Source organism: Arthrobacter sulfonylureivorans (assembly GCF_047607445.1).
In the GTDB taxonomy this organism is placed as follows: domain Bacteria; phylum Actinomycetota; class Actinomycetes; order Actinomycetales; family Micrococcaceae; genus Crystallibacter; species Crystallibacter sulfonylureivorans_A.
On record NZ_JBLKRT010000028.1, the window covers coordinates 1 to 26,358 of the forward strand.

Here is a 26,358-nt window from a genome sequence, read left to right on the forward strand (position 1 = left end):
CCGCCGGTCCTCCGCGAACCCTGCCGCGCGGGCAGCGGCGGGGCCCGCCGGTCCCCGCGAAGCTGCCGCGTGCGGGCAGCGGCGGGACCCGCCGGTCCTCCGCGAACCGGCCGTGCGCGGAGCACCCCACCCGCGCAGACCGGGCGCGCACGCGCGGGTTCGCTGGCGGGTGCAGGTCTTTGAGACAATGGACCAGTGAATCGTGCATCGCTGGAGAAGCGCCCGGATGAAGTAGCCGCCATGTTCGATGACGTGGCGCCGAAATACGACCTGGTCAACGATGTGCTGTCGATGGGGCAGACCCGCCGGTGGCGCCGGATCGTGGTGGATGCGGTAGACGCCGAACGTGGCCAGAAGGTCCTGGACCTGGCTGCCGGAACCGGCACCTCCAGCGAGCCGTATGCCGACGCCGGCATCCATGTGGTGGCCTGCGATTTCTCGCTGGGCATGCTGCGGGTGGGCAAGCGTCGCCGCCCGGACATCGACTTTGTGGCCGGCGACGCCACCAGCCTCCCGTTCGCGGACAACTCCTTCGACGCGGTGACCATTTCCTTCGGCCTGCGGAACGTCAGCGATCCGAAGCTGGCGCTGCGCGAGATGCTGCGCGTCACCAAGCCCGGCGGCCGGTTGGTGATCGCCGAGTTCTCGCAGCCGACCTTCGCGCCGTGGCGGACCGTGTACACCGAGTACCTGATGCGGGCGCTGCCGGCGATTGCGTCCAAGATCTCATCCAACCCGGCGTCCTACGTCTACCTGGCCGAGTCCATCCGCGCCTGGCCGAACCAGGACCGGCTGGCGCAATGGATCACCGGCGAGGGCTGGCAGGACGCGGCCTACCGCAACCTGTCCGGCGGCATCGTTGCCGTCCACCGCGCCACCAAGCCCGGCCGAGAGGACGCCGCCAACACGCGGGCGCAGGCTGAGCTGAAGCACCAGAGCAGCAGGCGCACCCTGTAGCCATGTCAGTTCTGATTGTTGGGGCCGGCCCGGCAGGAGCCACAGCGGCGTACTACCTGGCCGCGGCCGGTGTTGATGTGACGGTGCTGGAGAAGACCGCCTTCCCGCGCGAAAAGGTCTGCGGCGACGGCCTGACGCCGCGTGCCGTCCGCGAGGTGCAGCTGCTCGGCCTGCCGCACGAGGAATCAGCCGGATGGCGCCGGAACCGCGGGTTGCGGCTGATCGCCGGCGGACGGGAGCTGGAACTGCCCTGGCCGGAGCTGAGCGATTTCCCGGACTACGGGCTGATCCGCACCCGGCTGGGCTTTGACGAGGCACTCGCCCGCCACGCCGAGTCGGCCGGCGCCGTGGTGCTGGAACGCCATTCCGTCTCCACCGCCCTCAGGGACGACGCCGGACGGGTCATCGGCGTGCGCGCCAACCTGCTGGACGAGCGCGGCCGCAAGACCGGCGAAACCAAGGACTTCTTCGCCGACGTGGTACTCGCCGCGGACGGCAACTCCACCCGCACCGCGCTGAGCCTGGGCATCGAAAAGCGCGACGACCGGCCGCTGGGTGTGGCCGTGCGCACCTACTTCACCTCGCCCCGGCACGACGACGACTGGATGGAGGGCTGGCTGGAACTGCCCGACGCCGCCGGCAATCCGTTGCCCGGCTACGGCTGGGTATTCGGTGTGGGGGACGGCACCTCCAATGTGGGCCTGGGCATTCTGAACTCGTCCAAATCCTTCGGCAAGCTGGACTACAAGCAGGTGCTTCGCGAGTGGACCGCCGCAATGCCGGCGGACTGGGGTTTCACCGAGGAGAACCAGGTCGGCGAGGTCCGTGGCGCGGCCCTGCCGATGGGCTTCAACCGGACGCCGCACTACAGCCCCGGCCTGCTGCTCCTCGGTGACGCCGGGGGCATGGTCAGCCCCTTCAACGGCGAAGGCATCTCCTATGCGATGGAGTCCGCCCGCTACGCCGCTGAGCTGATCGCCGACGCACATGACCGGCTATCCGGGGCCGGCGGCCAGCTGCTCAGCCGGTCCGGATTCGACGCCGCGCTGTCCACCTACCCCGGAATCATCCGCGACCAGTGGGGCAGCCACTTCACCCTGGGCCGGATCTTCGCCCAGCTCATCGGCAAACCCGCCGTCATGAAGGTGGCACTGCGAACAGGAATGCCGGTCCCGCCGCTGATGCGCTTTGTGGTACGCATGCTGGCCAACCTGACAGACTCAGGCGGCAAGGGATTTGAGGATAGAGTTATTCATCTGCTGGAGCAGCTCACGCCGCCGGCATCCAACCAGACTGGCGGCAACAAGCCGACCAGCCATACCGCCCCGACGATTAGTTAGTGTTGAACCGTGACTGACGCTAAACCGAGTTGGACTCCTGCCGGCCAGAACCCGCCGGAGTCGCCGGAGCTGGATACAGCAACCGCCGCCCTTGCCACCAGCTTGAACCTGCCGGCGGGATTCGACCCGGTGGCCCAGGATGCCGTGCTCGGTCCCGAGGTCTCCACCGCACTGGCCCGGGTGGAGAAGCAGCTGCGTGCAGCCATTGCTCACTCCGATCCGTTCGCCGACGCCACCAGCCGCCACTTGGTGGAAGCCGGCGGCAAGCGGATCCGCCCGCTGCTGACCATCTTGGCCGCGCAACTGGGGAACGGGGCGGTCCCCGACGTGGTGCAGGCCGCCGTCGTTGTTGAGTTGACGCATCTGGCCACGCTGTACCACGACGACGTGATGGACTCCGCCCCGTACCGGCGCGGCGCCCCGACCGCGCACGAGGTGTGGGGCAATCAGGTGGCCATTCTGGCCGGTGACCTGATCTTCGCCCGCGCCTCGCTGCTGGTCTCCCAGTTGGGTCCGGAGGCCGTGGGCATCCAGGCCCGGACTTTCGAACGGCTCTGCCTGGGCCAGCTGCACGAAACCGTCGGTCCGCGCGACGACGAGGACCCGGTGGAGCACTACCTGTCCGTCATCGCGGACAAGACCGCATCGCTGATCGCCACCTCCGGCCAGCTGGGCGCCATGTTCTCCGGCGCCGGCGAGCAGGCCGTCAACGTGATGCTGGAGTACGGCGAGAAGGTGGGCGTTGCCTTCCAGTTGGCCGACGATGTCATCGACGTGACCGGACTGAAGGCCAAGTCGGGCAAGACGCCGGGAACCGACCTGCGCGAAGGCGTACCCACGCTGCCGGTGCTCTTGCTCCGAAAGGCAGCGGCCGACGGCGATGCTACCGCCGCCTCGGTACTGGCACTGGTGGAGGCAGACCTGAGCTCCGACGAGGCCCTGGCCGAGGCCGTCACCGCGCTGCGCGCACACCCGGTCACGGCGCAGGCCTGGTCCATCGCGGGCGAGTGGGCCGACGCCGCCAAGGCGTCCCTGGACCCGCTGCCGGAGAGCACGGTGAAGTTCGCGCTGACGGCCTTCGCCGAAGCCGTCGTCGACCGCGAGGTCTAGTCCCACCCCCGCACAGATCGCGTCCCCTAAACTGACCCGATGAGCATAGAACAGGCCCTGTTGTCCTTTGCTTTGGTGGCCGGTCTGCTGACCTTGGTGCCGGGTATGGACACGGCGCTGGTGCTCCGTTCGGCCGTCAGCCAAGGGCGCGGCAGAGCCTACGCCACCGCGCTGGGCATCAGCACCGAGGCCCTGGTCTGGGGAATTGCGGCGGCGGTCGGGGCTTCGGCCCTGCTGGCCGCCTCGGAGACAGCGTTCACGGTGCTGAAGATCGCCGGCGCTGCCTACATGGTCTGGCTGGGCGGCCGGATGCTCTGGAAGTCGTTCCGGAGGCCGGACCCGCACGTGGCCGCCGTGGCGGAACCCGAAGCTTCGGCATCGTACGCCAGGGCCTGGTTCACCGGGGTGGGGACCAATCTGCTGAACCCGAAGGTCGGCGTGTTCTACATGGCGATGATCCCGCAGTTCATTCCGCCGGATGTCTCGCCGGCGTTGATGGGCACCGCGCTGGCCCTGGTGCACAACCTCGAAGGACTGCTGTTCTTCTCAGCCATCATTTGGGGCACGCATGTTGCCCGCAAGTGGCTGCGCACGCCGGCGGTTGTGCGGGCGATCGACCGGATCACCGGGACCGTGTTGGTCGGCTTCGGCGTGGCGCTGGCGGCGGAAGCCCGGTAAGAGAAACCACGGAAGCCCCGTAAGAGAACCACGGAAGCTCCGCGGGCCGCCGCGGCTCCTCAGCCAGCCAAGTGAGCGGGTTTAGTCTTCGTCCTCGTCGCCGAAGACCCACTCGAACATGTCGAAGACGAACTCGCTGAAGGTGGCCTCTTCGCTCTGCCACCGGGGCTTTGGCCCGTTCGTGCGGATCCAGACAATGGGGTCCGGCACGTCCAGGTGCTCGGACTTGAAGCCCCAGTTCGCTTCTTCGTCCATCTCGTCCAGGAACAGCAGGTAGCCGTCCTCGATCTCAAGTTCATCCGGGTCGAAGAAGAAATCGTGGGCTTCCATCAGGTCCTCGCAGCCGCCCAGCGCGTGGTAGAACTCCACCAGCGCCTGCGGAACCTGGAACTTGTGCTCGCCCAGCTGCCCTTCCAGCTCGTCATAGGAGATGCCGTCGTCTTCGGTCCACGCCCGGTCCAGGTACTTGGGCACGAGGGCACGGAACTTGTCCACGAACATTTCGGGCATGGTTTCTCCCTGGAATGGTTGGTCGGAGGGCTTGGCTACCATCCTATGTGGCCGCCCCGACTGGCTCGAACCGCTCGTGCTGAGCTTCACCCGATGTCCGACCCATCACTCCCGGCGCCGGGTGGCCAGCCCTGGGTAGTCGATCACGATGCCGTCCGAGTCCACCACCATCTCGGCGCTGAAGTCGCCGGAGCTGAAGGTGACAGCGGCAGTCCCGGTGCCGTCGTCGTACGCGCGGGAGCCGCTGTAGATCTTTTGCCGGCCCAGTACCCGCAGGCTGGGCATCTCCACCCACGCCACCGTCAGCTCTGCGGCGGACTCCGCGTCGTGGACCAGCCCCAGCCGCAGGATCGGCATGGTGTTGGTGGCCGGGCACAATCCCAGGTCACAGTCCACCGCCCCGGTCAGCGACGCCGGGTCGACGATGCCCGGCTCCGGCAGGTCGGTGTCCCCGGAGACCTTCGTCGCCGCGCTCCAGCTGCCGTCCGTGGCACGGTCCAGCACCAGGTACCTGCTCCAGCCCCTTCCGTGCACGGAGACCGTGAGGTTCTCGGTGAACCAATTGTCGGTGGTGGTCAGCGACCAGCTTGCGGCGTAGTCGGCGGTGCGGGAGGCGCCGTGAGCGCTGAGCCGTTCGGGCTCCAGATTGATGGTGGCGGTGTCGGCGCGCTGCGGATCGTCCGTTCCCAGCCAGGTCACCGTGCGGCTCTCGTGCGTCTCGTGTCCCATGACCCCCAGCCTTGTGCCTGCGCCCGGTTCTGACAAGGGGTCGGCGGCAGCGGCACGGCCGGCGCAGAGCGGCGGCGGCACCGGCACCGGCCGCGGCGGCCGGCGGCGGTGGCCGGGCTCGGGCCTGGGATTAGCCTTGCGACGCCGCGTCGGAGCCCAGCCGCCGAACCGTCAGGGCCAGCCACAGGTGCACCCGGTCCGCGGTCAGGGCAGGGTCGTAGCCGGTCAGTTCCACAATCTGGGACAACCGGTAGCGAACCGAGTTCCGGTGCAGTCCCAGCTCCTCCGCCACGGCGGCTACCGATCCGTTCAGCTCCAGGTAGGTCTGCAGCGTGGACAGCAGGGCGGCATCATGCGCGGCGTCGAAATCGGCCAGCGGATCCAGCGCTTCCGCCGCCAGGTCGCTCAGCGGCACGTCTTCCGAGGCCAGCAGGAGGGACGTCAGAGAGAGCCGCTGCGGCCCGTTCAGCCGGCCGCCGCGGCCCACGGCTTCCTTGGCCTCGAAGTAGCTCCAGCGCAAGCCGTTCGCCTGGGCGTAGCTGCCGCCCACGCCCACCGTCGCGGTGAGGCCCGCGCTCTGCAGGTAGGAGCTTAGCTCCCGGCCCAGCGCTTCACCCGATTCGGTGGCCTGCACCACCAGCACCAGTCGGTCGTCGACCAGACCGGTCACCACGCCGTCGAAGGAGGCGGGCAGCGGCAACGTGGGCAGCGCGCGGCGCTGGGTTCCGGCCACCTGCACCATGATGACCAGTTGCCGCCGTCCGGCGTCAATCCCCACATTGCTCAGCCGCAGTGACGCGTCGCCGCCCTGCAGCACGCCCCCCACCACATCCAGCAGCACCTGCCCCACGGAGCGTCGGTCGGTCGCGCGGCGATGGGCCTGGTTGCTTAGTTCCAGGCTGATCAGGCTTTGCGCATAGTCCACGATGGCGTTGCGTTCGTAGGGCTCGGCCAGCGCCAGCGTGCAGCGGTCCTTCAGGCCGGTGGCAATCGGGACCTCGTGCCATCCACCGCGCCCGCCGCCGGTCCCGTAGATCTGGGTGCCGTATTGGGAAAGCACGACGTCGGTGCCCACCATCGCGGCGAGCTTCCGCAGCAGCGCGGGGAGACCTCCACCGCCCAGCAGCGAGGCCGCCAGCGCCTGGTGGTCCTTGAGCAGGTGCTCCAGCCGGTTGTAGTGGTCGGCGGAGATCGCATCGGCCACCATCTTGCTGATCGCCACGAATGGGGTTTCGTAGGGCACCTCAAAGACCGGCAGTTCAAGCTCGTTGGCCGCGGCCAGCACCCCCGGCGGGACCTTGCGATGCGTGAGCCCGAGCGCGAAGCCCATGCCCACTGCGCCCGCCTGGTGGACGCGTGCCACGAATTTGCGCTGCGCGGCCGCGGTCTTCTGCCGCAGGCCGGTAGTCAGCACCACTTCGCCGCCGCTCAGGAAAGGCAGCGGATCCTCCAGTTCGGTGGACGCCACCCAGGTGATGGGCGCGTCGGGGTCGCCCTGCGCGGTGCCAACCAGCGACAGGTGAAGCGACGGAGAGGCGAGAAGGTTGGCAAGAGTGACAGCCATGTTCCCATTGTACGATTCAGTGTTGTGCAGGTGCACTGTGACGCAGGATGCAGATGCCGTTGCGCAGAACCGCATCATTGCTGGGGACAGCACCTGCTTTAGGGCGCGCAATGCCGGACAGCGGCGGTTGGACTTGGTTCCGCGGTTTCCGGGGTTGGCAGGGCGCCACTAGGATGGTCCGCGGCGTAACAGCCGTCACAGCACCGAATTCCCTACACTTTGAGGTCCATCAATGAGTTCCCCTTCACCGCAAGCCGCGCCGGGCGTCAAGCCCAAGCGAGAGATGTGGTCCACACGCAAGGTGTTCATCCTCGCGGCGATCGGCTCTGCCGTTGGCCTGGGCAACATCTGGCGCTTCCCGTATGTCGCCTACGAAAACGGCGGCGGCGCCTTCATCATTCCGTACCTGGTGGCTCTGCTGACCGCCGGCATTCCACTGCTGTTCCTGGACTACGCCGTGGGGCACCGCCACCGTGGATCCGCACCGCTGGCGTACCGCCGACTGGCCCGTGGCGCCGAAGGACTGGGCTGGTGGCAGGTGGCGATCTGCTTTGTCATCTGCGTGTACTACGCGGTGATCATCGCGTGGGCCGCGATGTACATGATCTTTTCGGTCACCGAAGCGTGGGGTGACGACCCGGCAGGGTTCTTCATCGGCTCCTTCCTGCAGGTGAGCGAGGACGTGAACATCGGCTTCGATTTCGTGCCCATGGTCCTGATCCCGCTGATTGTGGTCTGGGCTGTGGTCCTGCTGGTGCTGGCAGCGGGGGTGCAGAAGGGCATTGGACGGGCGAACATCATCTTCCTGCCGCTGCTGCTGGTCATGTTCCTCATCTTGGTAGTTCAGTCGCTGTTCCTGCCGGGTGCCGCCGACGGACTGAACGCCCTGTTCACTCCGGACTGGGGCGCGCTCACCAACACCACGGTCTGGGCCGCGGCCTACGGCCAGATCTTCTTCTCCCTGTCCGTGGCCTTCGGCATCATGGTCACTTACGCGTCCTACCTCAAGCACAAGACGGACCTGACCGGCTCCGGCTTCGTGGTGGGCTTTGCGAACTCCGGCTTCGAGATCCTGGCCGGCATCGGTGTTTTCGCCGCGGTGGGCTTCATGGCCTTCAGCGCCGGCGCCGAAGTCGGCGATGTTGCCGCCGGCGGCATCGGCCTGGCGTTCATCGCGTTCCCCACCATCATTTCCGAGGCGCCGCTGGGCGGACTTCTGGGCGTGCTGTTCTTCGGTTCACTGGTGTTCGCCGGCTTCACCTCGCTGATCAGCATCATCGAGGTCATCATCGCGGCGGTGCAGGACAAGTTGGGGATGGGCCGGGTCAAGACCACCTGGTGCGTGGGCATCCCGCTGGCACTGATTTCCATCCTGCTGTTCCCGACCACCACGGGCCTGAACCTGCTGGACGTCACCGACGCGTTCGTCAACAACTTCGGCATCATGGCGTGTGCCCTGGTGACCGTGCTGCTCGTGACCTACGGCTTCCGTAAATTGCCGCTGCTGGGCCGGCACGTCAGCGAGGTGTCTTCCATCAAGCTGGGTCTGTGGTGGCGGATCATGGTCGGGATCGTCTCGCCGATTGTGCTGGGCTACATCCTGATCAGCGAAGTGATCAAGAGGATCCAGGAAGGCTACGGCGATCCGGCCATGCCCGACTGGTTTGTCGGTGTCTTCGGCTGGGGGATGGCCGGCGCGCTCATCGTCGTGTCCTTCCTGCTCTCGCTGATTCCGTGGGGCAAGAACTCGGCCGCCAACGATCCGGAACTCGATTCCCCAACCCTTCAGGAGGCACAACGATGAGCACCGCAGCGATCGTGATGTTGATCATCGCCATCATTACCGTATGGGGTGGGTTGGCCCTGGCCCTGATGAACCTCACCCGCCACCCTGAGGACGACGGCGCCATGCCGGCAGAGCACGCACCGGAGCTCTGAACCAGCTGCCGTTTCCCCGGCGGTGTCCTCCGACCGTGCGGCCGGAGGACACCGCCGTTCGACGTGTTGGCCATTTGCACGGCGGAATGGAAGATTGGCTGTGCGGGGCGCCATAGGCAGCACCCGAACGGAAACCGTAATCTCGCTGTAGAGCACGGCTTCCCTTGGCACGCGCTGTTCGACGGCTGAACGACCTCCACCGCGGCCGGGCACCGTCGCGACTTGAGTGCGCCGGGCGTCCCGACTGCCGGCGGCATCCCACCACAACGTGAAAGGCACACCATGACCACTCAGACGACCCAGTACCGGCTGGAACAGAAGCGCGACGTGTCCGCGGGCTTCCCCGGCCCCAAGTCCGCTGAACTGGCCTCCCGCCGCAACGCGGTGGTGGCCGGCGGTGTCGCTTCCAGCGTTCCGGTCTACGTGGCCGACGCCGATGGCGGCATCATCACCGACGTGGATGGCAACTCGTTCATCGACCTGGGCTCTGGCATCGCCGTCACCAGCGTCGGGGCCTCGGACCCCGCCGTCGTCGCCGCAGTGCAGGAGCAGGTAGCCAAGTTCACGCACACCTGCTTCATGGTCAGCCCGTATGAGAGCTACATCGCGGTGGCGGAGAAGCTGGCCGAGTTGACCCCGGGCGACCACGAAAAGCGTTCGGTGCTGTTCAACTCCGGCGCCGAAGCCGTGGAGAACGCCGTGAAGGTGGCGCGCATCGCCACCGGGCGCACCGCCGTCGTCGCTTTTGATCACGCATACCACGGCCGCACCAACCTGACGATGGGGCTGACCGCCAAGGCCAACCCGTACAAGTCCAGCCCGGCCGGCAGCTTTGGCCCGTTCGCCCCGGAGATCTACCGGGTGCCGATGAGCTACCCGTACCGGGAGGAATCCGGCATCGCCGGGAAATTCACAGGCGAGGACGCTGCCCGCCGCGCTATCACCATGATCGAGAAGCAGGTGGGCGCCGAGAACGTGGCAGCCATCCTGATCGAACCGATCCAGGGCGAGGGCGGCTTCATCGTACCGGCCGAGGGCTTCTTGCCAGCGCTGGCGGCGTGGGCCAAGGAGAAGGGCGTGGTCTTCATTGCGGACGAAGTCCAGTCCGGATTCTGCCGCACCGGTTCCTGGTTCGCCTCCGAGCACGACGGCGTGGTGCCCGACATCATCACGATGGCCAAGGGCATTGCCGGCGGCATGCCGCTGTCCGCCATCACCGGCCGCGCCGAGCTGATGGACGCCGTGCACCCGGGCGGCCTGGGCGGCACCTACGGCGGCAACCCGGTGGCCTGTGCCGCCGCACTGGCTGCCATTGAGACCATGCAGGCGCAGGACCTGAGCGCCCGGGCCCGCCACATTGAGGAGCAGGTCATGGGCCGGCTGCGGAAGCTGGCCGAGGAAGTCGACATCATCGGCGACCTGCGCGGCCGCGGTGCGATGCTGGCGATGGAGTTCGTCAAGCCGGGCACCGGTGCTACCACCAAGGAGCCCAACCCCGAGGCCACTAAGGAAATCGCCGCCGCCTGCCTGCAGGAAGGCGTCATCATCCTCACCTGCGGCACCTACGGCAACGTGGTGCGCCTGCTGCCGCCGCTGGTCATCGGCGACGAACTGCTGGCCGACGCCCTCGACGTGCTGGAAGCAGCCATCCGCAAGGTCGCTGCCTAGCCCGTCGCCACGTCCCGCCGGGGCGGCTGCCGGTTCCCTTCGTCCCTCGGGACAAGGGACCGGGAGCCGCCCCGCGGTCGTTTCCACACGCCCCAGGCGTGCGGCCGGAAGATACGGCTCGAGCCTGTTGCCGTAGGCCCTCTCGGACTAGAGTCGGAATCATAGTCGGCTCTTGGCTGCGGATGCGCCGGCGCCGTCGCATCCGCCGGCTGATGGACACGGACAGGGGTTGTCGCATGCGCTATGTGGTGGGTTACCAGCCGGACGAACGCGGAGCCGACGCCGTGGCACTGGCCGTCGCAATTGCCCGGACCCAGGGAACCGGGCTGGACATTGTCTACGTGGTGGCTGACAGCGCTCCTTATGCAGCGCTGAACCCCGAAGGCAAGCGAGTCAGCGCCAGCGAGCAGGACGTCGTCACCGCACGCCGTGAGGCCTTGAAGCTGATTCCGTCCGATGTGCATGCCGAATTCAAGGTGCGGGCAGCCGACTCTTTCGCCGAGGGGCTGATCGCCGCCGGCGAGGAATCCGGCGCCCGGCTGATCGTCATCGGAGCCAGCAGCAACAGCCTGTTCAAGCGCTTCACGGTGGGCAGCGTGGCAAATGCGCTGCTGCATGCCTCGCCGATTCCGGTGGCGCTCGCTCCCCGCGGTTATCAGCGGACGGAGCCCTTGACCCGGCTGACCGCATTCATCGGCGAGCGGCAGGGGGCGCAAGCCGCCCGCGATGTGGCCTTGAACGCGGCTTCGCGCCGCGGCCTGCAGTTGCGGTTGGTCTCCCTGGTCTCGCTGGACACCCGTGAAGACTCGGACAGCGGCGAAGCGATCCACAGCGCCCACCTGCACGCCAACTCGGTCCTCGCCTCGGCCGCCACCGAGTTGCCCCCGGGCAAGGCGACCGTGACCGTGGCGCACGGTCGCAACATTGAAGAGGCCATCGACTCGCTTGATTGGGACGACGGCGAACTGGTGGTCATGGGCTCCAGTCGACTGGCCCAGCACAACCGCCTGTTCCTCGGCGCCACCGCGCACAAGGTCCTCCGCTCACTGCCGGTGCCCATGGTGGTGGTCCCGCGGGAAGTGGACGGGCTGCGGGACTAGCGTTCAGCCGGGCTGCCAGACTCCAGAATCGACTTGATCCGCGCCAGGTCCTTGCGGTTGGCCTGCTTCATCATGAATCCGACGAACGGAGCGAGGAGCCGGGAGAAACCTGCTGGTTCGCCGTTGTTCCGCAGAGTCATGAGCGTGCGGTTGACCCCCGCCTCGGTCCACTCGTAGGTAGTCTGCATGGGAAAGGGACCCTGGGCCGTCCGCATGACCAGTTTTTCGGCCGGACGGAACTCTACGACCTGATCGGTGTAGCAGAGACGGCGGCCAAGGAAAGCGGCTTCAAAGGCAACGCTGGACCCTACCGACAGAGGCCCGGCGGTCTCCCAGCGGACGAAATCGATATTCTGGTACCACGCGGGGGCGTTGTCCGGGTCGGCAGCATACTCGGCAACACGAACCCGTGGAACGTCGATCACGATCTCGGTAGTGACGTCAACCATGCTTCATGGTCCCAAACCAGAGGCAGACGGGCCAAACGTCTCCGGTCAGAGCCTGCGATCATTGGTGCGTCCCGGATCAGGCCGAAGGTCCGCGCCATCGAGGGCTTTCAAGAACTCCTGGCGCTCGTCGTCGTCGATGACCAGCGACATCTGTTGCTCCTGGGGCTGGGCGACATGCCGCGGTCCGGTGTAGGTGGTTCCCAGGTAGAGATTGTTGAGTGCGCTGCCGGAATCCGCCATCGGACCGGTGACACTGTTCTTGCGTCCCAGGAGTAACCGGACCACTACCGCCAGGACGCCGAGGAGCATCAGTCCTTGGATGCCATACCCCGCCCAGTCCGGGCAGCCGGACAAGTGCAGGCCTGAGATGGCCAGGATGATCCCGAAGATCGAGACCACTGTAATGACGTCGGTTCTACGCATTGCCCCTGCCCCGTGCCTGACGAATCGAACGTGTTTCGAACAGGCTACCTTCGAGATAAGCCGGTGGGGAGGAACCCAGACTGCCTAATGATCGTCCGCTTGGAACTCAGGACGGGCGTTGGTTACTAGTGACGGTCGGCGCGGCACCTGCCTTGCCGTAGAAGCGGCCCTCATGGGTCTTGACGGCCGCCACCAAGACGAAGCTGAGGCTGACAAGCAGCGCCCAGGACCCCCACTTGCCCACGTGCACCATCTGCCAGATCTGGCCTTGGTCCGGGTACTGCCAGGCGCCCAGCAGGGTGGCGGCGTTCTCGGCAACCCACAGGAAAAAGCCGATGAGGACAAAGGACAGGCTCAGCGGCATGGCATAGCTGCGGGCCTCCACGGTGAAGGTCACCCGGCTGCGCCAGAGCACGATGACGAAGCCGGCGGCAATCACCCAGCGCAGGTCCGGCAGATAGTGGTGGGTGTAAAAGTTGGCGTAGGCCGCCACGGCCAGTGCCGCAGCCGGGACCCATGGAAAGCTGTTGATCCGCAGGTCGAAACGGCGGAACGCCTGGCAGATGTAGGAGCCGACAGCGGCGTACATAAAGCCGGAGTAGAGCGGCACTCCCGCGACCTTGGACCAAGCCGCCTCAGGGTAGGACCAGGAGCCCATCTGGACTTTGAACAGTTCCAACGCCAAACCCACCAGGTGGAAGCCGAAGATCACTGCCACCTCGCGGCCGGTTTCCAATCGCAGCAGGTAGAACGCCGCGGTCAGCGCCAGCCCGTACACCAGCAGGGCATCGTAGCGGGGGACCGGCAAAGGCACTGCCGTGCTGACCGCAAGGCCCACGAAAATCGCGGCCGCGAAGAGGCAGCATTGGATCTGTAGCCAGGCGAACCGGAGCAGTTGGACCAGGGCTGAGGCCACGCGCCGGAACGCCGGCAGCGGCCGGACAACCGCTGCAATGCCGAGGCCGCTCACTCCTCAACCCATTCAAGCAAATCGCCGGGCTGGCACTCCAACACCCGGCACATCGCATCCAGGGTGCTGAAACGCACGGCTTTGGCCCGGCCGTTCTTCAGCACGGCCACGTTGGCGGGTGTCAGCCCCACGCGTTCGGCGAACTCCCCGACGCTCATTTTTCGTTTTGCGAGCTCGACGTCGATGCGCACCACGATCGGCATCAGATCACCGCATCCATGTCGCTCCGCAGGGTGATGGCCTGACGCAGCACGGCCCGCAAGACCACCAGCAGCAAGGCGAGCACCGCGCCGGCCACCACAAACAAGAACAGGAGCAGCGGCATACCGGGGTCATTGGCATTGAATCCGACGAACAGGAAAACGCCGACGAGCAGTGTCCAGGCGGCGACCACGGCCCACACAATGACATCCACCCAGGACAAGGACGCCTTGCTAAAAATCCGGTCGTGCTTGACCAGCGTGAGCAGTTTCCAGGTACTGACAATCACAGCCTGCACGCACAGCAGCTCCACAATCGAAAACACCGTCAGGGGCCACTGCAGGTAGGCCAGCTGCGGTGATTCCGCTGCCATGTGGGCGAATTGGCCCGGCAACGACATCACTTGGAACAAGAGGAGAAGGGCGAAGGCCACCACCAGCAGGATCCTCAGGGCGGTGACCGCCAGATATGTCTTTCGCATCCATCGAGTATCGCTTCTTTCCTATCGAATTTCAATCGATAGCGATCGGTCTGATGCGGCCGGGCCACCACACCCCGCCCCGTCACGTGCTTGCCGAATCGACGGAATGCGTGATCTGGCGGTGTACTCAGCGCTGTCAGTCGTCCGAGTGGAAATTGTGCTCAAGATAAAACCGGCAGCCACGTTGGAAGTCCCGCTCAAGCGGCCTCAATTCCCCGTCGGCGACCGGTTCAAGGACAGTTGTTTGCCATAATCTGTCCGGGTCCTCGACGTACTTTTGGTAAAAGGGTAGCGTTCCCCAGTCAGTGGATAGTTGGAAATTGGCCGCGCCTTCGGCGACGCTGGCCTCCGCAACATATACTCGGGGTCTCGGTCGCACCGGTGCTTTATTCGGCTGAAGTACCGCAAGCGCCCAGACAAAATGTCAAGCAGTCGCGCACATCAACCGCGGAAAAACTGCCTGGCCCATGAAATCGATTCTAAAGACGTCACAGTGGGGGACGGGCGGGCATGCGCGATGCTCGATGGCTGCAGAGCGCAACGCGGATGCTTCCGGAAACTACTGCTCAAGAACTCGGCCTTGTTGGGCAGCGCGGCACAGTTGCTCTTCGCGTTCTTCCGGCGAAAGGGCCTGCCACGCGGCGGTCTGCGACCGGATCGCGGCCTCGGGCATGCCCATGGCCTTCATTTCCTCCGGTGTCACCATGAGGCTGTTCTCCGGGCCAATCATGTTCTTTTTGTCGAGATCCCCGCCGGGACCTTCGGCATAGTCCGCAGAGCACTCCGTGAAGGGTTCATACAATTTCGTCCCCGGATCGTCTGCCGGAAATTGAACCCCGGGTGCGGGACTGGCAGAACCCGCGTCCAGTGTGGACAGCGGCACGTCGGCAGATGCCCCGGCGACGGAAGGCCCGGGCGGTTGCCCGCCGGACAACGTGGAGAGCCCGAGAGCGAATCCCGCGACTAAGAAGAGGACAGCAGTGGTCCCGATAGTGGGCTTCGTTTTCAACAGATTCCCCGGTTCGCTTAAGCGCCAGATCAGGCGGCGGATTTGTGAATTTAGTCTTAGGCTAGCCGATTCATTCACTAATTCCTTGAATCACAGATACCAGGCGTCCGGCGCAATTTCCCTTGTTGGACGGCATTGCAAATACTGAAGTCTCCGGCCCTTGACCGGGAAGGCAACCGGCAACTTATTCAAACAGCGACAATTGTGTAACTTTCCCGCTGACTGCCTGCCCTGGCCGCCGGATCAACGGCCCGCCGATGGTAGCCTCCGTCACAAGCGGGAATTGTTGCAGGCATTGTCCTGGATGCCCCGCAGTCTCGTGCGCCGCGGCGCGCATCATCTAGAGGGGGATCTGCATGCGCGTTCTGCGCCGCTACGTCTTTCCGGTGGCTTGGCTGGCGATTTTCGCGGTCATCGCCGTCGCACTGTTCAAGCTCGCCTTTGTGGACGGCATGCGCGCCGAGGCGGTGACAGAGCACCCAACGGCCCAGTTGGTCACACCCAGCGTTCCGGCAACGCTGGGGACCGTGACCAATGTGGTGCAGATCGAGGGTTCGGTGGCCAGCGACCCGGCCGTGGCCGTGCGGAGCACCGCCGAAGGGACGGTCAATTTCCTGTTTGTCGACGCCGGCGCGAACGTGTCCAAGGGCGACCCGCTGTTCCAGGTGCAGAAACTCGTGGAACCTGACCCAGCCGGGCTGACGGTTGAGGTGGACCCGGACGAGGAACCGGCCCCGCCGCCAGCCCCGGTCTACACGTATGTGAACGTGGTGGCCCCGGCAGCGGGCAAGCTCACCGAACTGACCGTGCTGGTGGACCAGCAGGTCTCGGTCGGTGCGGACGCCGCCACGATCTCGCCCGGCACGTTCTCGGTCACCGGAACCTTGACCGCCGACCAGCAGTTCCGGCTGCTGGACCGCCCCAGCTCGGCCACCGTGACGGTCAACGGCGGCCCGGCGCCGTTCGACTGCAAGGCAGTGACCGTCGGCGAGGCGCCAGACGGCGGCCCGGACCAGGCGCAGGTGGCGCCTGCGGCCATCGGTCCGTTCGGTCCGGAAGCTCCGGCGGCTGCGGCAACCGGCACGGTCAATTGTGCGGTGCCGGCAGACGTCAAGGTGTTCGCCGGCCTGGGCGCGACGATCGACATCACCGCAGGAACCGCGGAAAACGTCGTGGTCGTCCCCACCACGGCGGTCCAAGGATCCGTGGACACCGGACTGGTCTGGCTGGTGGAGGACGACGGCGGTGCACCAGTGGAGCGCTCCGTCACCTTGGGCCTCAACGACGGCATGCAAGTGCAGATCCTCGACGGGCTCGCCGAGGGCGACATGGTCCTGCAGTTCATCCCGGGAGCTCCCGGGGAGCAGATGATGCCCGGGATGGAAGGCGACTTCGGGATGATCGGCGGATGAGTGCCGCGGCGACGGGCACACCGCTGCTGGAATTGCACGGTGTGACCCGGAGCGTACACATTCCGGACCGCGACCCGCTGCACATCCTGCAGGGCATCGACCTGAGCATCAGCGCCGGGGACCATGTCTCGATCCAGGGGCGTTCCGGATCGGGTAAATCGACGCTGCTGAATATCCTCGGCCTGCTGGACGTGCCCACCACTGGCGAGCTGTACTTCGACGGGCGGCCGGTTTCTTCCATGGGGGAGAAGCAGCGCGCCATCGCCCGCGGCGCCCAGGTGGGGTTCATCTTCCAACAGTTCAACCTGTTGCCCGGCCGCACCGCGTTGGAGAACGTCATGACGCCCCTGCTGTATGCGCGCGGCAGCCAGTTCTGGCAGCGCGAACGGCTGGCCGCGCGGATGCTGGAGCGCGTCGGGTTGGGCGATCGGCTGCGCGAGAAGCCACACAAGCTCTCCGGCGGCGAGCAGCAGCGGATCGCGATTGCCCGGGCGTTGGTGCGGTCGCCCCGGCTGATCCTGGCCGACGAACCCACCGGCGCGCTGGACATCGACACGGGGCAGAAAGTGATGGCGCTGTTGGACGAAGTGGCGCTGGAATCGGGCGCGGCGCTGGTGACCATCACCCACGACGCAAATGTTGCGGCCCTGGCCCAGCGGCACTACCGGCTAAGCGATGGCATCCTGAACGCCCCGGAGCTGGCGGCATGACCGGAATGGTAGCCCTGCTGGTGGAAGCATGGGCCGAGCTGCGCATCCACAAAACCAGGATCCTCTTGGCGCTGATTGGGGTGGCACTGTCGGTCGCGGCGCTGACCACCGTCGTCGGGCTCGGCAACATGGCACGGGAAGGCATGGTGCAGGCGCAGGAACAATCTGGCGGCCGGGCGGCCACGGTGTCGGTGGAAGTCTTCTCTGCGACAGGACAAGAGGACCCGGCCGTTCTGCAGGCTGCCTTTGACGGACTGGTGGAGCGCTACGCGGTGGAGTACGCGAGCCGGCGGACGTTCGCCCAGGTCCCGTTCCAGTTCCCGCACGGCGTGGTGGGGACCGAAACCACGGTGGTGGACAGAAGCTACGGCGAGATGCGGCGGGTGAACCTGGCCGGCGGCCGCTGGTTCACCGAGGCCGATGCCGCGGCGCTGGCACCGGCGGTCATCATCAACGAAGCGTTCCACCGCCAGTTGGGCGGACCGGACCTCACCGCGAACCCCGTGCTGCAGATCTTCCAGCAGCGGCCGATCGCGGCCAGGATCGTGGGTATCACGCCGGATGGCTACGAGGGCGCCATGCCTGCGGCCATGATGCTCACCTCCCAGTACGAGCGCTGGGGTTTGGGCGGCGAAGGCGGGCCGCCGCCGGCCTTGGAGATGTGGGTACCGGTTGACGTTGAGCCGGCGCTGTCGGCTGCGATGACCGGCGATCTGCAGGCCCAGTTCCCCGACGCCCATGTTCAGATCCACCGCAGCGACTACGCGGCGTGGGGCGACCCCTTCGAAGGCATCCAGTGGGCAGTAGGCGGCATCGCCGGCCTGGTGCTGCTGCTCGGGGCCGTAGGGCTGCTGAACATCTCCATGGTCACGGTCAAATACCGAGTGCGGGAAATCGGCATCCGCCGCAGCTTCGGTGCGACGTCGGGGCGTATCTTTTTCGGCGTCATGCTTGAGTCAGTGGTTGCCACTTTCGTGGCCGGCGTGATCGGGGTGATGCTCGCCGTCGCAGTGGTGAAGAGCCCGTGGGTCCAGGAGCTGATTGCCCAAGGCATCAGCGAACTGCCGCCGTTCCCGGTGGAAGCCGCGCTGATCGGCATTGGCGCCGCCACCGCGGTCGGAGCGCTGGCCGGCCTGATCCCCGCGCTGGTGGCCGTCCGCGTGAAGGTGATCGACGCGATCAGGTACTAGCTCGAGCAGGTACTAGCGCGATCGGATACTAATGTGTCTGGGCCGGGGCGGGCGTGGCGCCGGCTTTGGGCGCCCTCTTGAGCGCCACGACCATGTCCGCGGTCAGGATGGCCAGGGAGAGCCAGACCAGGCCGAAGCCGATCCAGCGCTCCAGCGGCATGGGCTCGTGCAGGAAGACGAGGGCGGTGATGAACTGCAGGATGGGTGCCAGGTACTGCAGCATGCCAACCGTGCTGAGCGGCAGCCGGCGGGCGGCGGCGCCGAAGAACAGCAGCGGCAAGGCGGTGATCAGGCCGCTGGAAGCCATCAGCCAGAAGTGGCCGGGGCCTTCGGAGAGCAGGGTTGCCTGGCTGCCGGCCATCAGGACGAGCATGATGACCACGGACACCGGGGTCAGCACCAGGGTTTCCACGCTGAGGCTGGTGACGGCGTCCACGCGGCCGCCGACGCGATTCTTAACCAGGCCGTAGAAGCCGAAGCTGAGCGCCAGAATCAGTGCGATCCACGGGACGTTGCCGTACCCGAAGGCCAGTACCAGCACCGCTGTGAACGCCACGCCCATCGCGACCCACTGTGCCGGGCGCAGTCGTTCCTTCAGCAGGATGACTCCGAGCAGCACGGACACCAGCGGGTTGATGAAGTACCCCAGGGAGGCTTCGATGGCGTGGGCGTTGAGGACCGCGAAGGTGTAAGTGAACCAGTTGACGGCGATGAGCCCGGCGGCCAGCGCCAGCGTTCCGAAGGTGCGCCAGTCGCCCAGCGCGGACCGGAAGGTGCGCCAGCCGCGCAGCGCCGTGATCAGCAGGAAGCAGAACAGCAGCGACCAGACAATGCGGTTCGCCACGATCTCCAGCGGACCGGCCGGTATCAGGGCGGTGAAGTAGAGCGGGAGGAGGCCCCAAAGCCCGTAGGCGGCGAGCCCGTAGGCCATGCCCGCGCCGGTCTCGCTGGGGCTGCGGCCCTGTTTGCGGAACCGGCCAAGTCCGCGGCGGGCACCGGCCTCGGCAACCGCGGCAGCAGGGGCAGAAGACTGGGAGGAGGCACCGCCGTCGTTCATGGACACGCTGGGACAACCTCCGGTCACGTGGATCTATTCCGCTTGGGCGGATGTTCCCAACGCTATCCCGGAGCCCATGCCGTGATCAGAACTTGGTCAGAACTTTCCGCCGGCCAGTTTGCCAACCAGCTCGGTGAACTCGTCCAGCGGATGCTGGCGGCCGCCGGAGGGGTCCCGGTGGTAGGTGACGGCGAGCGACTGAAGCGGCGGAACGCCCACCAGCCGGGCGCGCTCGCCGGCCGCGGCCAACGCCTGCTGCGGGCCGAACTGCTTCAGCGACTCCGGCCCAAAGAACGCGCAGGCCGGGACGCTGACGCCGGTGAAGCGGGCAGGGAACGCGAGCCGCTCCAGCAGCATGGTGTGGCCGGCCAACGCGGTGCGGGCGTGCGCCCGGTGCATGGCTGAACCGAACGAGGCCAGTTCGTCCTCGGTGAGCGGATCCACCGATTCGCAGAACAGCTCCACTGACTCGTGCACCCCGGTGGCGGAGCGGGTCACCGTCAGCACGCCGATGGACGGCACCTCGGTACCCGCGCGGGGCCGGCCGACCACGATGATGTTGCTGGTCATCGGCGCGGTTTCGTAGCAGTAGCGGGTTAATGCAGCGATATCCCACGGTTCGCTGACCGGCTCGTGGATGCCCCAGCCGGCAGGTTCGGCACCGGTGAGCTCGCGGAACAGCGCCGCGGTGAACTCGCCGATCCGGGTCGCTTCGCTGGCCGGATGCAGGATCTCGCCGCGGGCCTGGACCACGCCGTCGGACCCGCCCGAAGCCTGCAGGTAGTCCGGTGCGAGCTGTTCCTCGGCGGCAAAGACGTCCCCGTTCCAGCGGTACTGCTGGCCGGTGAAGCCGTTGTAGAACGTGCCGTCCGCCGTACTGGCCATCCAGATGCAGCCCTCGCGCTGCAGCAACTGGTACAGCGGCAGGGTCAGCTTGCTGGCGCTGGGCGTCATCACCACGAACTGGCGTTCCGATTCGCGCGCGGCCACATAGGCGCGGGTGAGGGCGGGGGACAGGAAGGCCAGCGGCTTGTCCTGGAAGACGACGGCGGTGCGCTCGGTGTGGAAGTCGAACGCGGAGGCGTGCATGGTCATCCCTGTTCTCCAGTTCGTTCTCCGGATCCGGGCAGCTGGTGGCCGACGACGACGCCGCGGCAGCGCACCGCGATGTTCTGAGCCAGCCGGTAGCCCAGCGATTCGCCGTCCGGAATGCCGTTGCGGATGGTGATCTCTTGCCACCACAGGTCCTGGTGCTCCGGTGCTTCGAAGTCCGGGTCGTCGGAGAAGACGGACGGGATCGGCGCCCCTTCCACCGCGTCCACGGTGGCGCCGGCGAGCAGCCGGGACACCTCGCCAGGCACCCGGATCAGGCGGGGAAGCTCGACGGCGAACATGGTGGTGCCGTTGCCGTCCTCGACTTCCAGCAGGGTGCTGTCGGCGGCCAGCCGGACGTACTCCTGCGGGACCACGGCCAGCAGCGAGACCATGACCACGTCCTGGTCCGGTTCGTCGAGCGCGACGACGGTCAGCGTGTTAGACATCGGCGGTTTCCTCCAACGGGGTCCACAGGGTCTGCACGGTCTGCACCGGCCCGCCCGCGCGGACCAGCAGGCCGCGGCCGGGCGGCAGCCGGCGGGCGCGCACGTTGTTCAGCAGGCCGCCTTCGGAGCGGTCGCCGGAAAGGATCAGGCCGGTGCTGCCCGAGTCGCGCAGCGCGGCGAAGAACTGCTCGTACATGCCGCGGCCGGCGCCGCGCACGCGGCGGGTGAGGATCACGTTCAGCTGCAGTTCCGGGCCCATCGGCAGGTACTCGATGAGTGACCGCAGCGGTCCGGCGCCGCCGGCGGTGAGGATGTCATAGTCGTCGGCCAGCAGCACGATCCGCGGGATGCTGTCCGGCTCGCCGATGCTGTCCTGCATTGCGTCGCCGCCGGCGGTCCGCTTGGACAGCTCGGAGGCGATGGCGTTGGCCAGCGGTTCGGCCTGCGCGGCGCTGGGGGCGTAGCCGCCCAGATAGGCATCCGGCACCACGTCGGCCAGCGCCCGCCGCGGATCGAAGACCGCGAAGACCAGGTCCCGGGACGGATACTGTGCCACCAGCGAGGAGACCAGCGAGCGGACCAGGTTGGTTTTGCCGGACTGCTCGTCGCCCATCACGATCAGGTGGTGTTCGCCGCGGACCACATCCAACATTTCCGGGCCGAGGTCGGTCTCGCGGAGCCCCAGCGGCAGCAGGCCGGGCAGCGGCGGGACCTCGATCTCCGCGGCTTCCACCAGTTGCGGCAGGATGCGCACCCGCATGGCGCGGGCGTCGGTGGAAGCTGCAACGGCGGCCACCATGTCCCGGGTGCCCTGGGTGGCGGTGTCCGCATCGGCCACGCCGTCGATGCGCGGCAGCGCGAAGTGGCCGAACAGTTTCGCTTCTGTAAGCGCCCGGCCCGGCCGGTCCGCGGGCATGGTCTCGGCGAGTTTGCGGCCGTAGGAGGAGTCCGCCGGGTCGGCCAGCCGCAGCTCGATCTTGGTGCCGAAGAAGGACTGCTGGGCCAGCCGGATCTCGTTCTGCCGGTTGACGGTGGTGACCACGTGGATGCCGTAGCCGCCACCGCGGGCGATCAAGGCGTGCACGGCCGGTTCGATGTCCTCGAACTCATCGGTGAGCAGACCGTAGCCGTCCAGCACCAGCACGATGTCGGCGCTGGGAAGTTCCGGGATCCTGCCTTGCGCACAGAGTTTGCGCAGCGTAGCCAGCGAGTCCACCTGGTACTTCTCGAAGACGTTCTCGCGCACGGTCAACATGGCGAGGAGTTCCTCCACCGTGCGGCGGACCACCTCGCGGTTGGTGCGCACGGCCACGCCGCCCACATGCGGCAGGCCTTCCAGCGGAATCAGCGAATTGCCCATCAGGTCCACGCAGTAGATGCCGACCTCCTGCGGACTGTGGGTCATGGCCAGCGAGGCGGCGATGGTGCGCAGGGCAGTGCTCTTGCCCGACTGGGGGCCGCCAATAATGGCCACGTTGCCGCCCGCTGACTTGAGGTCCAGCTCCCAGACGCCCTGCCACTGCTTGGCCGGGTCGTCCAGCAGGCCAATGGGGATCTTCAGCGAGCCGCCGGTGGTGAGTCGGATGCCCTGGCTGGTGCTGGTCACCGAACCGGCGGCGGCGTCCAGCGCCACGGCGGCGGGCAGCGGCGGCAGCCAGATGGGATCCACCGCGCGCGGGAACCGGGCCAGGGTGTCCATCAGCGTGGACATCACGGTGGGACCGGTGGTCCGCTTGGACGCTCCGGTGCGGGCCGGCTTCGCGGCGGACTGGCCGGCGTCTTTCGCCTTTTCCAGGCTGGCTGCGTAGGTGGGCATCGGCAGTACCAGGGGACCGTCGTCGTCGGTGGTTTCCTGCGTGACCTGGACCTGGACCTGGACATCTTCCAGCGGGCCGGACACATAGCCGGCCTTGAACCGGGTGTAGACGGTGGTGTCCACCTTCAGGTAGCCGAAGCCGGGCACCGGCGGCAGGTGGAAGGCATCCGGGGTGTCCAGCACGGTGCGCGACTCGGACTCGGAGAGGGTGCGCAGGCCGATCCGGTATGACAGGTAGGTTTCCAGGCCGCGCAGCTTGCCGGATTCGATCCGCTGGCTGCTCAGCAACAGGTGCACGCCGATGGACCGGCCGATCCGGCCGATGGACAGGAAGAGGTCGATGAAATCCGGCCGGGCGGTGAGCAGTTCACCGAACTCGTCGATGATCACCACCAGGTGCGGCAGCGGCTCCATGGCCTCGCCGCGGGCCAGCCGTTCCTGCCGGTGCAGCTGGTAGTCGGTGATGTTGGCGATGTTCCCGGCGGCCTTGAGCACTTCCTGACGCCGCACCACCTCGCCGTTGAGGCTGGAGTAGATGCGCTCGATCAGGCTGGCGTCGTCGGCCAGGTTGGTGATCACACCGGAGACCTGCGGCGCCTCGGCGAACGGCGCGAAGGTGGCGCCGCCCTTGAAGTCCACCAGCACCATGGACAGCAATTCCGGCGGATGCGTGGCCAGCAGCCCGAGCACCAGTGACCGCAGCATTTCCGACTTGCCGGAACCGGTGGCGCCGACGCAGAGCCCGTGCGGGCCCATGCCGAACTGGGCCGATTCCTTCAGGTCCAGCAGGGCGGGCCGGCCGCGGTCGTCCGGGCCCAGCGGGATGCGCAGGAAATCCACTTCGCTGCGCGGTTTCCAGAGCCGCCTGATGTCCGCTTCATCGAGCGCCGGGCTAAGGCCGAGCATCTCCAGGAAGCTGTCCGAACTGGCGGCTGTATTGTGTTCCAGCGAGTCCGCCGAGAGCCGCATCGGTGCCAGCTCGCGGGCCAGGGCCTCGGCGGTGGCGACGGCCAGGGTGTCCAGGGTGCCGCGTTCCTCGACCGGTTCCACCGGATCGTGGCGGTAATTTTGGATCAGGAATCCCGCGTCCGACGGCGGGGCGCCGGCTTCTGCGGCAACGGCGCCTGCCGTGCCGCTCGCCGTCCGGGCGCCGTGCCCTGGGGTGCGGCCTGCCTTGGCCCGGGCACTGGCCTGGCTGCGTTCGGCCTGCGCCCGGTAGCTGCGGGAGCCGACCGGGCCGCTGTGGGCGGCCGCGCCGTCCTGGCTAACCCGCACGCTGACTTCACCGGGCTCCTGGCCGCGGTCGGCCACCAAATACACCACGGTGATGCCTAGTTGGGCGAGCCCGGCGTGCCGGTCCGGCAGCACCAGATCTTCCGGCAACGAGCCATAGCAGTCGGCCAGCACCAGCAGCCGGGGCAAGTGCTGGCTGGCGCCCTTGAGGTTCTTGGACGATTCGGCGGCCACCACGGCGCGGCGGTTCAGCTCGTCGGCGAGCACCGCACCGAGCTCGTCGACGGAGCGGGCCATCCGGCGCACCGGACCGGTGACATGGGTCTGCTTCTGGTCGGCCAGATGCGGCAGCCACAGGGTCCAGTCCCAGTCGCGCAGCCGGTCCTCGCGGGCCGCGATGCCCACCTGCAGGTCTTCCGGCGAGTGGAAGGCGCAGGCCTCGATGAGCAGGTTCCGGGCGGCGCTCAGCACGAACTCTCGGGAACCGATGATGCTGACATTGCCGGCCGAGTCCAGCGGCAGGGTCAGCGGCAGGTCCGGCGACCTCTCGTAGCGTTGCTGCAAGATCCGCACTTCGTTGTCCATGAACGTGTCGCGTTGCGCGGTTGCGGGGCCCTGCTCGTTGACGGTGATCTGCCGGCTGATCCGCTCGCCGGAGCCGATCCGGACCTGCAGGAAGTCTTCGTTGCCCCGGCGCCGTTCCCAGAGCCGCCTGGTATTGCGGACGATGTCGAACAGGGCGGTGGGTTCCGGGTTGCTGGTGCGGGCCGTGGTGATGGTCCGCTGCTCGTCGGTGCGCAGCGTGGTCCGGGATTCCTCCAGGTACTCCAGATAGCGGTCGCGTTCCTCCGCCCGGGTGCGGGCCGCCCGGCCGCGCTGGCCCAGCATCATGATGATGGATGCCACCACGGTCACGATCATAGCGATGGCGCCGACGGCGGCCAGGCTGTTGCCGCGGAAGAGCATCATCACGGTCATGGACAGGCCGGCGCCGAGCAGCGGGATCAGCGCCATGGCGTTCATCCGGCCGGACTTCTCGGCCATCGGCGGCGGAGCTTCGAGGCTGAACGGCGCAGCCTCGCGGGCCGGGGCGGTGGTGCGGGCCGGCCGGTGGATGATCTTCACGCTCATCGGCCGGTGTGCTCCATTGCCAGGGCCAGCGCGGTGGAGGCGAGCTCCGCCGCCTGCAGCCGGACCGCACGGGACATCAGTCCGGGATCGAACTCCACGCCGCTGGCCAGATGCCGGTCGTAGCCCAGCGGCAGCACGGTGAGTCCGTCCCGGGCCAGCGCCTTGGCTTCGGACATCGGGTCCAGCGGTGCCTGGGCATCGGTCTGGGTCAGCACCGCCAGCAGTCCGGTGCCGGCCAGCGCAGGGGTAGCCGCCCACGCCGCGGCCGTCCGGCGCACGTCCTGGACCCCGGCCACCGAGGCGGGGGCCACCAGCACGGCCACTTGGGCGGCACCGATGGCCCAGTTGGTGTCCGGATTCTCGCCCGGGCCGGTGGCGCAGTCGTAGACGGCCACCGGGCAGTAGCGGGAGATGCTCTGGCCGGCTGCAGAAAGCGCCGCGCTTCCGGCGTGTCCGCCGAGCGTCCGCTCGCCGGCCACCCACAGATTGTTACCGGCGGCTGCCAGCAGCCGGCGCAGTCCGTCGGCGCCCGCGGCGGGCTCCTGCTGCAGCGCGGAAGCGGCGGCGTCGATGGCCGGTGCGTCCGGCACGCCGAGGCGCAGCGCCAAGGTGCCTCCGGCGGGCGCCAGGTCCACGGCGGCAATGGTGTCCTGCCGTGCTGCGGCATAGAGCGCAGCCAGCAGCGCCGCCGTCGTGGTCTTGCCGGCTCCACCCCGGCTGCCGATCACTGCTATCCGGCGCCCCGTGCTGACGGCGGCCTGCGCGCCGGCGGTGGCGGCGACCAGCCGCTGCGGGTAGTCGTCGGAGGACACCAGGCCCTTCGCCGCACGCGCGGTGCGGACCAGCCACGGCTCTCCGGGGCGGCTGCGCAGCCGGCGGCGGCGTTGTTCGGCATCGGACTCGAACGGTCCGGCTCCCTCCGGCCCGGCAGCCGGTGCCGGTGAGCTCCACGGATCAGCCGCAGGTGTTACACCCGGGATACTGGCGCCTGACCGGGCGCTCTGGAGACCGGCTCCCGACGGGGCGCCCAGCGGCGCGCTGCCCGGATGAGGCTGGCCTGCGGTGAGCCGACCCGCGGTGAGGTGGCCTGCGGCGGCTTGCTCCCGCGCGATTGAGTCCCTGCGTGAAATCGGTTCCATAG

The 26,358-nt window shown here is 67.4% G+C and carries 25 protein-coding genes; 11 read left to right on the forward strand and 14 right to left on the reverse strand.

All coding sequences use genetic code 11. The annotated features are described in order from the left end of the window. Positions 1-195: 195 nt before the first annotated feature. Genes ACMX2H_RS13580 through ACMX2H_RS13595 form a run of 4 tightly spaced genes read left to right on the forward strand, consistent with a single transcriptional unit; the run spans position 196 to position 4,085 of the window. On the forward strand, positions 196-957 hold the full coding sequence (locus ACMX2H_RS13580) for a demethylmenaquinone methyltransferase (protein WP_414961044.1): 762 nt from the start codon (positions 196-198) through the stop codon (positions 955-957). A 2-nt stretch (positions 958-959) separates the two neighbouring features. Further along, on the forward strand, positions 960-2,297 hold the full coding sequence (locus ACMX2H_RS13585) for a geranylgeranyl reductase family protein (protein ID WP_414961046.1): 1,338 nt from the start codon (positions 960-962) through the stop codon (positions 2,295-2,297). 9 nt (positions 2,298-2,306) lie between these two features. Beyond that, positions 2,307-3,407, forward strand: coding sequence for a polyprenyl synthetase family protein (locus tag ACMX2H_RS13590; RefSeq protein ID WP_414961047.1), 1,101 nt, complete (start codon positions 2,307-2,309; stop codon positions 3,405-3,407). A 39-nt stretch (positions 3,408-3,446) separates the two neighbouring features. Beyond that, the gene (locus tag ACMX2H_RS13595) at positions 3,447-4,085 is read left to right on the forward strand and encodes a LysE family translocator (protein ID WP_414961049.1); all 639 of its coding nucleotides are present in this window, start codon (positions 3,447-3,449) and stop codon (positions 4,083-4,085) included. An 81-nt stretch (positions 4,086-4,166) separates the two neighbouring features. On the opposite strand, the gene ACMX2H_RS13600 is transcribed toward ACMX2H_RS13595, so the two are convergent. The 3 genes from ACMX2H_RS13600 to ACMX2H_RS13610 all read right to left on the reverse strand — a co-directional run bounded on the left by ACMX2H_RS13600 (position 4,167) and on the right by ACMX2H_RS13610 (position 6,888). Next, on the reverse strand, positions 4,167-4,595 hold the full coding sequence (locus ACMX2H_RS13600; protein ID WP_414961050.1) for a hypothetical protein: 429 nt from the start codon (positions 4,593-4,595) through the stop codon (positions 4,167-4,169). A gap of 105 nt (positions 4,596-4,700) precedes the next feature. Beyond that, a complete protein-coding gene (locus ACMX2H_RS13605) occupies positions 4,701-5,324 on the reverse strand; it encodes a putative glycolipid-binding domain-containing protein (RefSeq protein WP_414961052.1) in 624 nt (207 codons plus the stop codon). Positions 5,325-5,454: 130 nt separating this feature from the next. After that, on the reverse strand, positions 5,455-6,888 hold the full coding sequence (locus tag ACMX2H_RS13610; protein ID WP_414961054.1) for a PucR family transcriptional regulator: 1,434 nt from the start codon (positions 6,886-6,888) through the stop codon (positions 5,455-5,457). A 232-nt stretch (positions 6,889-7,120) separates the two neighbouring features. On the opposite strand from ACMX2H_RS13610, the gene ACMX2H_RS13615 reads away from it, so the two are divergent. The 4 genes from ACMX2H_RS13615 (at position 7,121) to ACMX2H_RS13630 (ending at position 11,594) form a co-directional block, all read left to right on the forward strand. Beyond that, positions 7,121-8,692: a sodium-dependent transporter gene (locus ACMX2H_RS13615; RefSeq protein ID WP_414961056.1), complete on the forward strand. Its 1,572-nt coding sequence runs from the start codon at positions 7,121-7,123 to the stop codon at positions 8,690-8,692. Further along, on the forward strand, positions 8,689-8,826 hold the full coding sequence (locus ACMX2H_RS13620; protein ID WP_414961058.1) for a methionine/alanine import family NSS transporter small subunit: 138 nt from the start codon (positions 8,689-8,691) through the stop codon (positions 8,824-8,826). The genes ACMX2H_RS13615 and ACMX2H_RS13620 overlap by 4 nt, the downstream gene beginning before the upstream one ends. A 282-nt stretch (positions 8,827-9,108) precedes the next feature. Next, positions 9,109-10,494, forward strand: a complete 1,386-nt coding sequence (gabT, locus tag ACMX2H_RS13625) for a 4-aminobutyrate--2-oxoglutarate transaminase (protein ID WP_414961060.1) — start codon at positions 9,109-9,111, stop codon at positions 10,492-10,494. A 236-nt stretch (positions 10,495-10,730) separates the two neighbouring features. Next, the gene (locus ACMX2H_RS13630; RefSeq protein ID WP_414961062.1) at positions 10,731-11,594 is read left to right on the forward strand and encodes a universal stress protein; all 864 of its coding nucleotides are present in this window, start codon (positions 10,731-10,733) and stop codon (positions 11,592-11,594) included. On the opposite strand, the gene ACMX2H_RS13635 is transcribed toward ACMX2H_RS13630, so the two are convergent. The 6 genes from ACMX2H_RS13635 to ACMX2H_RS13660 form a co-directional block, all read right to left on the reverse strand. Continuing rightward, on the reverse strand, positions 11,591-12,043 hold the full coding sequence (locus ACMX2H_RS13635) for an SRPBCC family protein (protein WP_414961064.1): 453 nt from the start codon (positions 12,041-12,043) through the stop codon (positions 11,591-11,593). The two genes, ACMX2H_RS13630 and ACMX2H_RS13635, sit on opposite strands and share 4 nt — an antisense overlap. 45 nt (positions 12,044-12,088) lie before the next feature. Beyond that, positions 12,089-12,466, reverse strand: a complete 378-nt coding sequence (locus ACMX2H_RS13640) for a hypothetical protein (RefSeq protein ID WP_414961066.1) — start codon at positions 12,464-12,466, stop codon at positions 12,089-12,091. Positions 12,467-12,572: 106 nt separating this feature from the next. Continuing rightward, positions 12,573-13,436, reverse strand: coding sequence for a DUF817 domain-containing protein (locus ACMX2H_RS13645; RefSeq protein ID WP_414961068.1), 864 nt, complete (start codon positions 13,434-13,436; stop codon positions 12,573-12,575). Next, a complete protein-coding gene (locus ACMX2H_RS13650; protein WP_127512832.1) occupies positions 13,433-13,639 on the reverse strand; it encodes a helix-turn-helix domain-containing protein in 207 nt (68 codons plus the stop codon). Before ACMX2H_RS13650 ends, ACMX2H_RS13645 begins: the two co-directional genes overlap by 4 nt. After that, positions 13,639-14,118, reverse strand: a complete 480-nt coding sequence (locus ACMX2H_RS13655; protein WP_414961070.1) for a DUF2975 domain-containing protein — start codon at positions 14,116-14,118, stop codon at positions 13,639-13,641. Before ACMX2H_RS13655 ends, ACMX2H_RS13650 begins: the two co-directional genes overlap by 1 nt. Positions 14,119-14,677: 559 nt before the next feature. Then, positions 14,678-15,205 (reverse strand): hypothetical protein, encoded by a 528-nt coding sequence (locus tag ACMX2H_RS13660; protein ID WP_414961072.1) that lies wholly within the window; start codon positions 15,203-15,205, stop codon positions 14,678-14,680. Between the two features lie 278 nt (positions 15,206-15,483). On the opposite strand from ACMX2H_RS13660, the gene ACMX2H_RS13665 reads away from it, so the two are divergent. The 3 genes from ACMX2H_RS13665 to ACMX2H_RS13675 are packed head-to-tail and all read left to right on the forward strand — an operon-like array spanning position 15,484 to position 18,439. Then, on the forward strand, positions 15,484-16,539 hold the full coding sequence (locus ACMX2H_RS13665) for an efflux RND transporter periplasmic adaptor subunit (protein ID WP_414961074.1): 1,056 nt from the start codon (positions 15,484-15,486) through the stop codon (positions 16,537-16,539). Further along, positions 16,536-17,249 (forward strand): ABC transporter ATP-binding protein, encoded by a 714-nt coding sequence (locus tag ACMX2H_RS13670; protein ID WP_414961075.1) that lies wholly within the window; start codon positions 16,536-16,538, stop codon positions 17,247-17,249. The genes ACMX2H_RS13665 and ACMX2H_RS13670 overlap by 4 nt, the downstream gene beginning before the upstream one ends. Beyond that, on the forward strand, positions 17,246-18,439 hold the full coding sequence (locus ACMX2H_RS13675) for an ABC transporter permease (protein WP_414961077.1): 1,194 nt from the start codon (positions 17,246-17,248) through the stop codon (positions 18,437-18,439). Before ACMX2H_RS13670 ends, ACMX2H_RS13675 begins: the two co-directional genes overlap by 4 nt. 28 nt (positions 18,440-18,467) lie before the next feature. Here the strand turns inward: ACMX2H_RS13675 and rarD are convergent, their stop codons facing one another. From rarD to ACMX2H_RS13700, 5 genes are all read right to left on the reverse strand, one after another. After that, positions 18,468-19,496, reverse strand: coding sequence for an EamA family transporter RarD (rarD, locus tag ACMX2H_RS13680; protein ID WP_414961154.1), 1,029 nt, complete (start codon positions 19,494-19,496; stop codon positions 18,468-18,470). Positions 19,497-19,592: 96 nt separating this feature from the next. Beyond that, on the reverse strand, positions 19,593-20,591 hold the full coding sequence (locus tag ACMX2H_RS13685) for a DUF6177 family protein (RefSeq protein WP_414961079.1): 999 nt from the start codon (positions 20,589-20,591) through the stop codon (positions 19,593-19,595). Beyond that, positions 20,588-21,037, reverse strand: coding sequence for a hypothetical protein (locus ACMX2H_RS13690; RefSeq protein WP_414961081.1), 450 nt, complete (start codon positions 21,035-21,037; stop codon positions 20,588-20,590). The genes ACMX2H_RS13685 and ACMX2H_RS13690 overlap by 4 nt, the downstream gene beginning before the upstream one ends. Further along, positions 21,030-25,217, reverse strand: a complete 4,188-nt coding sequence (gene eccCa / locus ACMX2H_RS13695) for a type VII secretion protein EccCa (protein WP_414961083.1) — start codon at positions 25,215-25,217, stop codon at positions 21,030-21,032. The genes ACMX2H_RS13690 and eccCa overlap by 8 nt, the downstream gene beginning before the upstream one ends. Beyond that, complete coding sequence (locus tag ACMX2H_RS13700; protein ID WP_414961085.1) at positions 25,214-26,356, reverse strand: nucleotide-binding protein; 1,143 nt, start codon at positions 26,354-26,356, stop codon at positions 25,214-25,216. Before ACMX2H_RS13700 ends, eccCa begins: the two co-directional genes overlap by 4 nt. Positions 26,357-26,358 lie beyond the last annotated feature (2 nt).

What these genes read in the sequence shown, in the direction of transcription:
- ACMX2H_RS13675 (WP_414961077.1), top strand. Translation starts at nt 17,246, where the DNA reads ATGACCGGAATGGTAGCCCTGCTGGTGGAAGCATGGGCCGAGCTGCGC.
- ACMX2H_RS13610 (WP_414961054.1), bottom strand. Translation starts at nt 6,888, where the DNA reads ATGGCTGTCACTCTTGCCAACCTTCTCGCCTCTCCGTCGCTTCACCTG.
- gabT (WP_414961060.1), top strand. Translation starts at nt 9,109, where the DNA reads ATGACCACTCAGACGACCCAGTACCGGCTGGAACAGAAGCGCGACGTG.
- ACMX2H_RS13640 (WP_414961066.1), bottom strand. Translation starts at nt 12,466, where the DNA reads ATGCGTAGAACCGACGTCATTACAGTGGTCTCGATCTTCGGGATCATC.
- ACMX2H_RS13585 (WP_414961046.1), top strand. Translation starts at nt 960, where the DNA reads ATGTCAGTTCTGATTGTTGGGGCCGGCCCGGCAGGAGCCACAGCGGCG.
- ACMX2H_RS13620 (WP_414961058.1), top strand. Translation starts at nt 8,689, where the DNA reads ATGAGCACCGCAGCGATCGTGATGTTGATCATCGCCATCATTACCGTA.
- ACMX2H_RS13605 (WP_414961052.1), bottom strand. Translation starts at nt 5,324, where the DNA reads ATGGGACACGAGACGCACGAGAGCCGCACGGTGACCTGGCTGGGAACG.
- eccCa (WP_414961083.1), bottom strand. Translation starts at nt 25,217, where the DNA reads ATGAGCGTGAAGATCATCCACCGGCCGGCCCGCACCACCGCCCCGGCC.
- ACMX2H_RS13685 (WP_414961079.1), bottom strand. Translation starts at nt 20,591, where the DNA reads ATGACCATGCACGCCTCCGCGTTCGACTTCCACACCGAGCGCACCGCC.
- ACMX2H_RS13700 (WP_414961085.1), bottom strand. Translation starts at nt 26,356, where the DNA reads ATGGAACCGATTTCACGCAGGGACTCAATCGCGCGGGAGCAAGCCGCC.
- ACMX2H_RS13630 (WP_414961062.1), top strand. Translation starts at nt 10,731, where the DNA reads ATGCGCTATGTGGTGGGTTACCAGCCGGACGAACGCGGAGCCGACGCC.
- ACMX2H_RS13690 (WP_414961081.1), bottom strand. Translation starts at nt 21,037, where the DNA reads ATGTCTAACACGCTGACCGTCGTCGCGCTCGACGAACCGGACCAGGAC.
- ACMX2H_RS13635 (WP_414961064.1), bottom strand. Translation starts at nt 12,043, where the DNA reads ATGGTTGACGTCACTACCGAGATCGTGATCGACGTTCCACGGGTTCGT.
- ACMX2H_RS13665 (WP_414961074.1), top strand. Translation starts at nt 15,484, where the DNA reads ATGCGCGTTCTGCGCCGCTACGTCTTTCCGGTGGCTTGGCTGGCGATT.
- ACMX2H_RS13595 (WP_414961049.1), top strand. Translation starts at nt 3,447, where the DNA reads ATGAGCATAGAACAGGCCCTGTTGTCCTTTGCTTTGGTGGCCGGTCTG.
- ACMX2H_RS13600 (WP_414961050.1), bottom strand. Translation starts at nt 4,595, where the DNA reads ATGCCCGAAATGTTCGTGGACAAGTTCCGTGCCCTCGTGCCCAAGTAC.
- ACMX2H_RS13615 (WP_414961056.1), top strand. Translation starts at nt 7,121, where the DNA reads ATGAGTTCCCCTTCACCGCAAGCCGCGCCGGGCGTCAAGCCCAAGCGA.
- ACMX2H_RS13650 (WP_127512832.1), bottom strand. Translation starts at nt 13,639, where the DNA reads ATGCCGATCGTGGTGCGCATCGACGTCGAGCTCGCAAAACGAAAAATG.
- ACMX2H_RS13655 (WP_414961070.1), bottom strand. Translation starts at nt 14,118, where the DNA reads ATGCGAAAGACATATCTGGCGGTCACCGCCCTGAGGATCCTGCTGGTG.
- ACMX2H_RS13670 (WP_414961075.1), top strand. Translation starts at nt 16,536, where the DNA reads ATGAGTGCCGCGGCGACGGGCACACCGCTGCTGGAATTGCACGGTGTG.
- rarD (WP_414961154.1), bottom strand. Translation starts at nt 19,496, where the DNA reads ATGAACGACGGCGGTGCCTCCTCCCAGTCTTCTGCCCCTGCTGCCGCG.